General features: G+C 47.7%; 9 protein-coding genes. 3 read left to right on the top strand and 6 right to left on the bottom strand.

Annotated features, from left to right (window positions below; translation table 11 throughout):
- Positions 1–135: 135 nt before the first annotated feature.
- From Pcarn_RS18405 to Pcarn_RS18380, 6 genes are all read right to left on the bottom strand, one after another.
- Positions 136–1,542: an FAD-dependent oxidoreductase gene (locus tag Pcarn_RS18405; protein ID WP_261835779.1), complete on the bottom strand. Its 1,407-nt coding sequence runs from the start codon at positions 1,540–1,542 to the stop codon at positions 136–138.
- 102 nt (positions 1,543–1,644) lie between these two features.
- On the bottom strand, positions 1,645–2,349 hold the full coding sequence (gene phnR, locus Pcarn_RS18400; RefSeq protein WP_261835778.1) for a phosphonate utilization transcriptional regulator PhnR: 705 nt from the start codon (positions 2,347–2,349) through the stop codon (positions 1,645–1,647).
- Between the two features lie 24 nt (positions 2,350–2,373).
- Positions 2,374–4,086, bottom strand: coding sequence for a putative 2-aminoethylphosphonate ABC transporter permease subunit (locus Pcarn_RS18395; RefSeq protein WP_390904511.1), 1,713 nt, complete (start codon positions 4,084–4,086; stop codon positions 2,374–2,376).
- A 32-nt stretch (positions 4,087–4,118) separates the two neighbouring features.
- Positions 4,119–5,240 (bottom strand): putative 2-aminoethylphosphonate ABC transporter ATP-binding protein, encoded by a 1,122-nt coding sequence (locus Pcarn_RS18390; protein WP_261835776.1) that lies wholly within the window; start codon positions 5,238–5,240, stop codon positions 4,119–4,121.
- Between the two features lie 258 nt (positions 5,241–5,498).
- The gene (gene pbfA / locus Pcarn_RS18385) at positions 5,499–6,860 is read right to left on the bottom strand and encodes a (R)-1-hydroxy-2-aminoethylphosphonate ammonia-lyase (RefSeq protein WP_261835775.1); all 1,362 of its coding nucleotides are present in this window, start codon (positions 6,858–6,860) and stop codon (positions 5,499–5,501) included.
- A 64-nt stretch (positions 6,861–6,924) separates the two neighbouring features.
- The gene (locus Pcarn_RS18380) at positions 6,925–7,929 is read right to left on the bottom strand and encodes a putative 2-aminoethylphosphonate ABC transporter substrate-binding protein (protein ID WP_261835774.1); all 1,005 of its coding nucleotides are present in this window, start codon (positions 7,927–7,929) and stop codon (positions 6,925–6,927) included.
- 235 nt (positions 7,930–8,164) lie between these two features.
- On the opposite strand from Pcarn_RS18380, the gene phnW reads away from it, so the two are divergent.
- Genes phnW through phnX form a run of 3 tightly spaced genes read left to right on the top strand, consistent with a single transcriptional unit; the run spans position 8,165 to position 11,491 of the window.
- A complete protein-coding gene (gene phnW / locus Pcarn_RS18375; protein WP_261835773.1) occupies positions 8,165–9,268 on the top strand; it encodes a 2-aminoethylphosphonate--pyruvate transaminase in 1,104 nt (367 codons plus the stop codon).
- Entirely contained in the window at positions 9,268–10,668 is a 1,401-nt protein-coding gene (locus Pcarn_RS18370; protein WP_390904494.1) for an aspartate aminotransferase family protein, read from the top strand. Before phnW ends, Pcarn_RS18370 begins: the two co-directional genes overlap by 1 nt.
- A complete protein-coding gene (phnX, locus tag Pcarn_RS18365; RefSeq protein ID WP_261835772.1) occupies positions 10,661–11,491 on the top strand; it encodes a phosphonoacetaldehyde hydrolase in 831 nt (276 codons plus the stop codon). Before Pcarn_RS18370 ends, phnX begins: the two co-directional genes overlap by 8 nt.
- Positions 11,492–11,612: the final 121 nt, after the last annotated feature.

Genomic DNA, 11,612 nt, shown 5'->3' with positions numbered 1-11,612 from the left:
GTTTCTATGAGTGCTAATGCTCATAAATACTTGATATATAGACACTCCCCGACTGTAGACTGTATAAAAAAAGGAGACTTGATACAGTCTCCTTTTTTACAAACTTATATTTAACTGTATGAGCGTGAGTAAGAATTACACCTTATCTGCCTTGCCAGCAGGCCCAGCTAATTTGGCTAAGAGTTTGTCGATTACGAACGGTTTTTTCTCTTTATCTTCTGCCGATTCTTTCCTGCGTACCGCATCACGAACCATCATAGCTCCGAGCCAGCGCATAGGCTCACGTGGGAAATGACCGCGAGGCCCTCCGGTTAAGGCGCAGCTTGCATATTCACTGTCTTCGCCAAGCACCATAGAGGATAGGATTTTGCCGCCGATACGGGTTTGGGCTACGCCGTTACCCGAATAGCCAAGGCCATAGAAAATATTGTTTTGCTGTTTAATATTGCCGAAGAATGGGAAGCCCGTGGTCGAACGGTCTGAGCCTCCAGTCCAGTTGGTGCTGATCTGCTCGCGCCCTATATGCGGGAAAAGGTTATCGAAAGAGTTCTTCAGCAGGGGCAGATACTTAGTATGTTGATTGAACATAGGTTCAACCTGGTTTTTGAAGGAGAAATGATTGCCTCCCTTACCCAACATCACACGACCATCAACCGTATCTCGGTAGTAGTGAACGAAGATACGAGAATCCACCACAGTCACGCCCTCAGCGAGTTTAGATTTCTTCAAAAGCTCAGGTACCGGCTTGGTGATCACCATATCCGATGAAACCACCACTATGCTGTTCTTAAACTCCTTAAACTTATCTACCATCCAGGCGTTAAGAGCAAGGACAACTTGTTCAGCTTTTACACTCCCCTGCGCTGTGATGACAGTTGCTGGCTTGCCGTATTTAAGCTCTGTCATCTCTGTGTTTTCAAATATTTCAACGCCCAGCTCAAGCGCTGCTTTGCGCAAGCCACGAGCTAGCAGCGCTGGTTGTACACTGCCCGCTGCTCCTGAGTAGTAGCCCTCGATATGTTTAGCTGAACCCGTATTGCCGTTTAGCTCCTTCTCATCAGTCTTACGCCAGCTGTTGATGCCAAGCTCTTCAAGCTTGTCCACCGTTGGCGCCATCGACCCGCATTGAGCAGTATTGGTCGCGGTATAGTAGGTGCCGTTTCTACGCAGACCCGCGTCAATGTCGTGCTCTTTACAAAATGCCTCTATCTCAAACACCACACGCTCAGACTCTTCAACCAAGAACTTGGCCTGTTTCTCGCCAAACATCTTTACCATAGACGGATACTTGGTCGCCCACGTCAGCATACAGCCACCGTTTACACCTGACGCACCAGAACCGCAAAAACGCTTCTCCACAATCGTGACTCTTAATTGAGGTGATTTTTGTTTAAGTAGGATGGCTGTCCACAAGCCGGTATAACCACCGCCCACGATACAAACGTCGGTTTCGATGTCCTGATTCAAGGGTGTGGGTTCGACCCAGTTTTCAATCTGTTTTGCTTGGGCTATCCAATGACAAGGATGAGATTTTTCACTCATAACGCACCTATTTTGCTGTTAATTTAAACAAATCGCCGAAATTTAGGCGTAAAAAAGGCCTCCACATCAGTGACGGTGGAAGCCTATTTAGGGATTAGCTGACTAGCGCTTGAGGGTCGCCAGTGATTCTATGCTGAGGGCATCGTGTCGCCAATATTCCAAGTCGCAATCGATAAGATTACCGTCTTGGTCATAGTTAAGACGCTCAACCAACATAGCCGGACTGCCCGCTGTCGCTCGAAGCGCTTGCGCCATCTCTCCCAAAAGAGAAGTGGTACTGACACGATAACGAGTCTGGCAATACTCCAAACCAAACTGCTCTCGATAAAGGTCGGTAAGCGATTGGGTCAGATCGTAATCAAGCAAGGTTGGTACCATTTCAGGGCGGATATAGTTGGTGACATATACCACTGGGCGATCTTCCAAATAGCGTACGCGCTCAACATGAAATACATCTGAAAACGGTGGCAAGTCCAAAAGCTCCGAAGCCTGCTTAGTGGCCAACATGCTTCGCGCTCGAACCAACTCTGTTTTAGGTACTCGGTTCTGTAGCTTTGCCATGTTGATAAAGTTCAGCGTCTGCGTCGGATCATAGCGAAGCGGCGCTGGAGAGATAAACCAACCACGGCGGTCTTCTCGATAGATTTTCCCTTCTGCTTCTAGAAGAGACAGCGCCTCTCTTAGGGTGACTCGAGTGGTATCAAATGACTCAGCCAGTTTACGTTCCGAAGGGAGTTTCTGTCTCGGGGCTAGCTGCCCCGATTCAATCTGCTCAACAATAACGTCTTTGATTTTAACGTACTGCACTCACGTTCCTTAATCTTAAAAAATTTAGCGTTTACGCCATGCTTGGGTGCGTTTACCAAGCAACTTGTCTAGACCAATGTGTACCAGTTTAGCAGTCGCCGCAGAGATCATGATCATCACTGCCATCGCTGCTGCTGCCCCCGTTTGGCCAGTGTCGTCCATGTTCAATACTGAAACAGACGCCGGGATAGTATTGGTTGAGTACAAGAATACTACTGCAGAGGTGGTGGTCAACGCATTGATAAATAAGTATGCGGCAATGTCTAGAATCGCTGGCATACACACAGGCAGTGTCACCTTAAAGAACAGCTTATACTGAGGTAGCTTCACTGATGCTGCGGTGGATTCAATCTCAGCAGGGATCTGCTTAAGCGCTGTAGTTGCTGTCATATGGCCTACTGTGTAGTAGTGCACCACGGTATTCACTACCAAGAAGGCCATTGTGCCATAAAGCACGTTAAGTGGGTTGTTTACGTCATTGAAATAGAAGATATAGCCCAAGCCAAGCACCATACCCGGTACCGCCATAGGCACTACGCTAAGCATCTGTAGAACCTGACGCAGTGGACCAAACGCGCGGCCTTTTTCAATACAATAAGCACCAATAAAGATAACCACAGTACCAATCAGCGCTGTCCAACCTGCAAGGGTTAGCGAGTTAAAATACGGACTCCAACCATAGGTACTTAGCTCGGTAAAGTTGTAGTTGTTTAGGGTCAGAGCCTTGTTCCAAGGCCAGAAGGTCACTAGTGAGCCGTACACCGCCATACCCAGAACAGTAAGTACCGCTAGGCTGATCACTACACAGTAGACAAGACACAGTGAGTCACGCATCTTGTTGGGTTTTGGCTCATAAGCGACAGAACGAGTATCAAACAAGTTTTTCTGCTTTTTCTGAACCCAACGGTCGACCGCAAAAGCAAGCAGTGCTGGCATCAGAAGCAGGATACTGGTTACCGCACCCATAGAGAAGTTCTGCTGACCCACAACTTGCTTAAAGATATCGGTTGCCAATACGTTGTAGCTACCGCCGATTACCTTAGGCACACCAAAGTCACATACCACTAGGGTAAAGACCACGATAAGGGTGCTGATAAGGCCATATTTCGCCGCTGGTAGGGTCACCATAAAGAAGGTTTTAAGTGGTGATGTCTTCAGCGCTCGAGCCGCTTCATACAATCTTGCATCTGAGGTACGAAGCGAGGTGGTCAGAATCATCAAAGCATGAGGAAAACACCAGAACACTAGGCCCATAGTGATACCAATCAGACCATAAACCGACGCGCCGCCCAGCAACTCTTTGGCAACCCCTTGGTTACCGAACAAGAAGATCAAGCTGATTGCGGGTAGCAGAGAAGGAGCCAAGATTGGCGCCATACCCAACACCTGAAATACGGTCTTGAAAGGCATGCAAGAGCGAGTCAGAGCAAAGGCGTAGCCAAAGGCTAGCAAACCAACAATCACAGTTACCAAAACCCCAACGGTTAGGGTATTGGTTAGTGACTGCCACAGACTAGGCGAAGAGAAATAGGTAATGAAGTTCTCTAGACCTACAAACTCACCGTCCGAGTTCTGCACACTCTTAGTCAGCATAGCCCACATTGGCATGATGATAAACAGCCACATGAACACAAACAGAACTGCTAAGATCCCTGCCAAAGTGAGGTTGTCACGGCTTAGTTTCTTGGTCCAAAAGGTCCAGATATTTGCCGTAGGTATCTTGCCATTATCAGACAATGGATTGTTGTTCATAACGTCGGTCTTCATGATTAAGCAGCCTTACACTTAGCCACTTTCGGCAGAGGAAATGCGTGCATATGCTTAGTCACTAGGCTTAGATGACGAATCTCATCCAGTTTAAGTTCAAGCTTGCGTGCCTCACGTACTGGCACATCAACACCAAGCAGAGGTAGTTCAGGATGCCCATAGATGCGGCAATCTACACGAACATATGCCCCTTGGAATTCCAACATCTCGATCTTAACGGTCAGTGAGTTAAGCTCACTCTCGGTGAAGAACAGACTCTCAGGACGAAGCGCCAATTCAAACGAGTCGTCACCGGCCTCAACCACGGCTTCTTTTCTAAAGAAGGTGTCGCTCTCTACGTTGATCACATGATCATGGATACGAACCTGGGTATCGCTGATCTTAGTTGCTTCAAAGAAGTTCATACTGCCCACGAACTCTGCCACAAAGCGAGTTGCCGGCTTTTCATAGATCTCTTGTGGAGTGCCCACTTGCTCTATCACACCGTGGTTCATCACCACGATACGGTCTGCCATAGACAAGGCTTCTTCTTGGTCATGGGTAACCATGATGGTGGTGATGCCAAGCTTACGTTGAAGCTGACAGATCTCTTCACGAAGGTGAGTACGCACTTTCGCATCCAACGCTGAAAGTGGTTCATCTAGAAGTAGCAAACCTGGCGAAAGCGCCAACGCACGAGCCAATGCAACGCGCTGCTGCTGACCACCGGAAAGCTGAGCTGGGAATTTCTTACCTGATGTAGGCAGCCCAATGGTCTCAAGCCACTGCTCTACCTTTTCTTGCGCTTCTACTTTGGATGCACCCTGGTTGCGCAGACCAATCGCGATGTTGTCTGCAACCGTCAGGTTAGGGAATAGCGCGTAAGACTGGAATACGATGCCGAAGTCACGCTTCTCTGGTGGTAGGAAGGTGATGTCTTTGTCTGCTTGCTTGATCTGACCATAAGTCGGAAGGTCCAGACCGGCAATGCCACGCAGTAGGGTTGTTTTACCGCAGCCCGATGGACCAAGGAAACATACAAACTCGCCCTTGTTGATAGATAGCGAGATATCTTGCAGTGCAGTGAACTGACCGAATTGCTTCACTACATTATTAATTTCTAGATAGGTTTGGTTGGTATTCATAACACTCTCCAAATGGTATATACCAAAGATAAATTGAGAGTGTGACAGATTGATTAAGGTAATATAGTGAATCGATGACAGTGTGGTTACTGTTGTGGGTTTACATTTACTTTACAGGGCTAGTGCTACTGAAGATCCCGCTGGCCGGCAATCTGGGATCTTCCTAGACACTGCACTTCCAACAGATCCCGGATAGCCCTTGTATGGCTTCCGGGATGACAATGTTTTGACTAATAGTGTCTCGAGTAGAACTAAGCCCTACTCCATCTCAGCCATCACATGCTCAATCGCTTCTTGTATGGTATCCAGAATAAATTGCGCATCTTGCTGTGTGATAACTAGCGATGGACGCAAGGTCACTACGCTCTTCTCTATCAACTTAAACGCCAATCCACGTTCCATACAGCGGTACATGATGCGCTCAGCCTCGTCTATCCCACGCCCACCAGAGCCTGATTTAGATAGGATCTCAACACCAATATGCAGACCTATGCCGTCAACCATGCCGACCATAGGATAAGTTTGTTGCATTTGTTTGAATCCGTTCATCAAAAACTCACCTAATTTGCGTGAATTTTCGACAAGTTGATGCTGCTCAATATATTCGATAGTTGCCAGACCAGCAGCGCCGCATAGGCCGTTCTTCTCGTGGGTGTAGTGACCGATAGATTGCGTCTCAAGAACGTTGAATTTTTCCTTAGTCACTATGCCAGCAAACGGCATTAGGCCACCGCCAAGAGATTTACCTAACACCAAGACATCCGGTGTTACATAATGCTCACTGGCAAACATCTTACCTGTGCGCCCAAAGCCCTCGATGATTTCATCAAAGATAAGCAGAGCACCATGTCTATCGCACAGCTCTTTCACCTTTTGCCAGAAATACTGTGTAGGCATATTTGGCGTGGCACTGATTGGCTCCCCTACCACACAAGCGATGTCACCCTCTTTCTCAAATAGGATTTCCATCTGGCGCAAGATTTCATCATCCACGCGCTTAGGGTCAGTAAAACCCCACGCATTATTCTGATAGTTGGGGAATTCTACATGTAATGCGCCCGGCACCATAGGGCCAAGACCTTGCTTAAACAGACGCTCTCCACCTAGGCTTGCGGACTGAAAGCCGTTGCCATGGTAAGAATCCCAAAATGAGATGGTTTTCCACTTCTTGGTGTAAGACTTAGCCAAAGAAACCGCCAACTCTATAGCCTCAGAACCACCTGGGCAGAAAGATACGCGATCCAACTCTTTCGGTGTCACCTCAATCAATTTTTCCGCTAGGGCTACAATATTGGTGTTGGTGTAACGGCGAGAGGTAAAGGTGTTCTTATCACGTAGCGCCTCGACCACTTTTTCGCACACATAGTCGTTGTTAAAGCCCGCAGCATGCACCCCATTACCGTGACAATCTAGGTACTTGTTGCCCTCAAAGTCATAGATATAGGCGCCATCAGACTTTGCTATCGCCTGCATAACCGGAGTACTTAAACTCTGATGCAAAAACGCGTTTTTGTCTCTTTGAATAAGGTCTGTGGCTTGCTGGCTAAGTGCTTGTTGTTGATAGTCTTTTCTGCGCTCAGAAAGATTGATGTCGCCCTGCTCTCTACTGATGTCTTGCATTGAATTTTTCCTATAAAAAAGCCTGCCATAAAGGCAGGCTTTGAAAATTTAGTCGGCTCAGAGCTTATTTAGCTTCTGATTTACCATCGAATTTGTCAGACCAAGCTTTAAGAACGTCTGCACGCTCGCTACCCATGCGTGCAAAGTCCATGTTTGCCATGTTTTTTTGAACGTCAGGGAAGTTAGTTGCTGTCGCTTCAATATCCTTGTGACCAACTACTGGATACATCTCAACGTACAGCTCATTCGCTTCTTTAGAGATAGACCAGTCAACAACACGCTGAGCAGCTTCAGATTGCTTAACTAGGCCAACAGCTTCAGACTCCCAACCAATACCTTCTGGCGTAATAACTGCTAAAGGAGCGCCTTGAGTCTTTAGCTTAGCGCCGCGGCTTGCCATAGAAATACCGATAGCAACCTCACCCATGCCTGCTTGTACACATGGCTTAGAGCCAGAATGGGTGTAGTGAGCGATGTTCTTGTGAAGGTCAGCCATGTAGTCCCAGCCCTTGTCTTCACCCATGTTTTGTAGCCAAGCCGATACCTGCATGTAACCCGTACCCGAAGAAGCTGGGTTCGGCATTGCAATGTGGCCTTGGTAAACAGGGTTAGTTAGGTCTTCCCAAGAAGTTGGCTTAGGTAGGTCAAGTTGTTTCGCAACCGCTTCGTTGAAGCACACTGCGTTAAAGAAAGCGTCGTTACCGTACCAAGCCTGAGAGCTTTGTGGATCGTTTAGTGATGCGTTTAAGTTTTCAAGGCCTTCTGGGGTATAAGGCTTAAGGATGCCTTCTTCTTTAAGAAGCGCCATAGAAGAACCTGCTAGGCCCCATACTACTTCTGCTTGAGGGTTGTTTTTCTCAGCTAGAAGCTTAGCGGTCATGATGCCTGTAGAGTCACGTACCCATTTAATTTTTACGTCTGGGTTCGCTTGCTCGAATGCGTTTTTGTACTTAGCCAGGATGTCAGTTTCAAAAGCGGTGTAAACCGTAACTTCTGTAGCTGCAAATGCGTTAGTGGCAAACGTAGCTACTAGTGCAGCTAAAGAACTTTTAACAAAACGGTTTTTCATCTTCCTTTCTCTCCAAAATAGTGGTCTGTACCAGATGACGAGACAAAGATTAGAATCTGAATATTACGAATAAATGAACGTAAAATTGCAGTTTTATGGATTATTTTTGCGCACATCTACCTCAAAATCACCAATGTGAAACTTTTATTAAATGACGAGTTGGCTATTTACGAGACAAAAACAGTCCTGCTAAAGTCTCTTCGAAATTTGGTATAGTCCACAATTGAGAATTGAGATGAAAAACGAATACCTTTTGCTAACACCAGGCCCTCTTTCAACATCAGAAACCGTTCGCCAAGCGATGCTTAAAGACTGGTGTACATGGGATGACGACTACAACAAAGAGATTGTTGAAGTAATTCGCTCTAAGTTAGTTGCACTAGCAACCAGTCAAGCAGGCTATACAAGCGTGTTGATGCAAGGCAGTGGCACTGCTTCAGTAGAAGCAACAATCGGTAGTGCGATTGCCAAAGATGGCAAACTACTGGTAGTAGATAACGGTGCTTATGGTGCTCGCATCGCTCAGATTGCTGACTACTTAAACATTGCATGCACAGTAATCGCACCAGGCGAAACCGCTCGCCCTTCTCTAGAAGCTGTAGAAGCGGCACTGGCTGAAGATGAGACCATTACTCATGTTGCCGTGGTTCACTGTGAGACCACAACCGGCATGCTAAACCCAATTGAGCAGGTAACGGCTTTAGCTAAACGCTATAACAAGGTGGTTATCCTCGACGCTATGTCTAGCTTCGGTGGCATTAAAATGGATGTCGCAGAGCTTGGCGTAGACTTCATGATCAGCTCAGCAAACAAATGCATTCAGGGCGTACCTGGTTTTGGCTTTGTCATTGCTAAGCAGACAGAGCTTGAAAAATGCAAAGGTCAGGCGCGCTCGTTGAGTCTTGATCTCTATGACCAATGGCAGTGCATGGAGAAGAACCACGGTAAATGGCGTTTCACCTCTCCAACCCACACGGTTCGTGCCTTCTATCAGGCTCTTATAGAGCTTGAGCAAGAGGGTGGCGTTGAGGCTCGAGAAGCTCGCTACACCGAGAACCAGCGCACTTTGGTACAGGGTATGCGCAAGCTAGGATTCGAGACCCTTTTAGGCGATGAGTTGCACTCCCCTATCATCACCTCTTTCTACTCGCCATCACACAGCGACTATCAATTCAAAGCATTCTATGACCGCTTAAAAGAACAAGGCTTTGTGATCTATCCGGGTAAGGTGTCTAACGCAGATTGTTTCCGCATCGGCAACATTGGTGAGGTTTATCCAAGCGATATCGAGCGCCTGATTGGTGCAGTTGAGACCGCTATGTATTGGGAAATCAAATAATGAGCCAGGCTGAAATGACCAAGCAAGCAGAAGTAAAGCCGACGCACTTTCGTAGCGAAGGCGATGTAAACACCACCCCTGCTCGTATTAAGTGGAACGAATCCCTTGAACATGAAGAGACACAAGCACTACTAAAACGTGACTCGGACGTGTTTCTCCATCAGGCCATGTCGACCCCGTGTCTCGACTCTTTGGAAGCCGCTGAGGGTATCTATATTCAGGATACGCACGGCAAGCGCTATATGGACTTTCATGGTAACAACGTACACCAGCTTGGCTACGGCCACCCTGCGGTACTAAATGCAATCAGCAAACAACTGGCGCAGTTGCCGTTCTCACCACGCCGTTTCACCAATGAAACCGCGATCGCTTGTGCTGAAAAGCTCACCGATATCTGTGGTGGAGAGCTTAATCGAGTGCTGTTTGCACCAGGCGGAACCTCGGTTGTGGGTATGGCTCTAAAGCTTGCTCGCCATGTATCCAAAAACTTCAAAGTCGTTTCTCTTTGGGACTCTTTCCACGGTGCCTCACTAGATGCCATCTCGGTAGGTGGTGAAGCCTGTTTCCGTGAAGGCATGGGCCCTTTGATGGCTGGTGTCGAACGTATTCCACCAGCGGTTTCGTATCGCGGTGCGCTGCCGTCACAAGATGGCAATGACGTTCACTACGCCGATTATCTTGAGTACGTGATCGAGAAAGAGGGTGGCATAGGTGCCTTTATCGCTGAAGGCGTGCGCAATACCGATGTTCAAGTGCCAAGCAAGGCTTACTGGAAGCGTGTTCGTGAGATCTGTGACAAACACAACGTCATGCTGATCATCGATGATATCCCGAATGGCATGGGCCGCAGTGGCGAATGGTTTACCTATCAAGCCTTTGATATTGAACCTGACATTCTATGTATCGGTAAAGGCTTCGGCGGTGGCGTAGTGCCAATCGCAGCCATGGTCACCAAAGACAAATACAACACGGCAGCACAGGTTTCTCTGGGTCATTATACCCACGAGAAAAGCCCTATTGGCTGCGCTGCAGCACTTGCAACCATGCAGACCATAGAGCAAGAGAACCTACTGCAAAAGGTGCGCGAGGACAGTGAGTTCGTGCGCAACGAGCTTGAGCGCATGAAACAAGCCTATCCGGTTATCGGTGATGTTCGCGGCATTGGTCTGCTATGGGGTGTTGAACTGGTTACTAACCACATCACCAAAGAGCGCGCTTTCGACGAAGCGGAAGCCGTGCTTTATCAATGTTTAAACGACGGGCTGAGCTTCAAGGTCTCTCAAGGCAATGTCGCTCAACTAAGCCCTCCGCTTATTATCAGTCGTGAAGAATTAACCACGGCTCTGAATATTTTTGAAAACGCAATCGCGAAAGTATGTAAGGATTTCAACTATGTCTAACTCAACTCCTGTTCGCTCAGAGATCCAAGCGGTTATCTTTGATTGGGCTGGCACCATTGTCGATTTTGGCTCTTTTGCTCCAACCAGCATCTTTGTTGAGGCATTCAAACAAGAGTTCGACTTTGACCTAAGCCTAGATGAAGCTCGTGAGCCTATGGGCCTTGGTAAATGGGACCATATCCGAGCGGTAGGTAAGATCCCATCAGTCAAAGCTCGTTGGGTAGAGCGCTTTGGCCGTGAGATGACCACCGAAGATATCGACAGCATTTACCAAACCTTTATGCCATTGCAAAAAGCCAAGGTTGCCGACCATGCAGCACCAATTCCACATGCACTGGACGTAGTGAACAGCCTAAAAGAGAAAGGCATCAAGATCGGTTCTTGCTCTGGCTATCCTCGCCAAGTGATGGACGTGCTGGTAGACGCGGCAAAAGATTACGGCTACAACCCTGACTATGTGGTTGCGACCGATGACCTTGCTCAAGGTGGTCGACCTGCCCCGTTCATGGCGCTTAAAAACGTCATTGAGCTAGGTGTTACCGACGTTCGCACCTGTATCAAGGTTGACGATGCGGCGCCAGGTATCGATGAAGGCCATAACGCAGGCATGTGGACTGTAGGCCTACTGCTTTCGGGCAATGAAGCTGGTCTAACTCTTCAAGAATACCTAGACGCAGACGAGGCAACACTGAGTGCAGCGCGCGAAAAAGCACGTATCAAACTTGAGAAAAGCAAACCTCACTATCTGATCGATACCATCGCAGATATGCCAGAGGTTGTGGCAGATATCGAGCGTCGCCTACAAAACGGTGAGCGCCCATAGCTGATAGCTGATAGCTGATAGCTGATAGCTGATAGCTGATAGCTGATAGCTGATAGCTGAATATACAAAATTCCCGTCTGAACTGTGAAGTTGGACGGGATTTTTTATCCATGAACATAGT

Origin of the sequence: Vibrio ishigakensis, assembly GCF_024347675.1 — a bacterium.
GTDB lineage: Bacteria > Pseudomonadota > Gammaproteobacteria > Enterobacterales > Vibrionaceae > Vibrio > Vibrio ishigakensis.
This window is presented reverse-complemented; position numbering and strand designations above follow the sequence as displayed.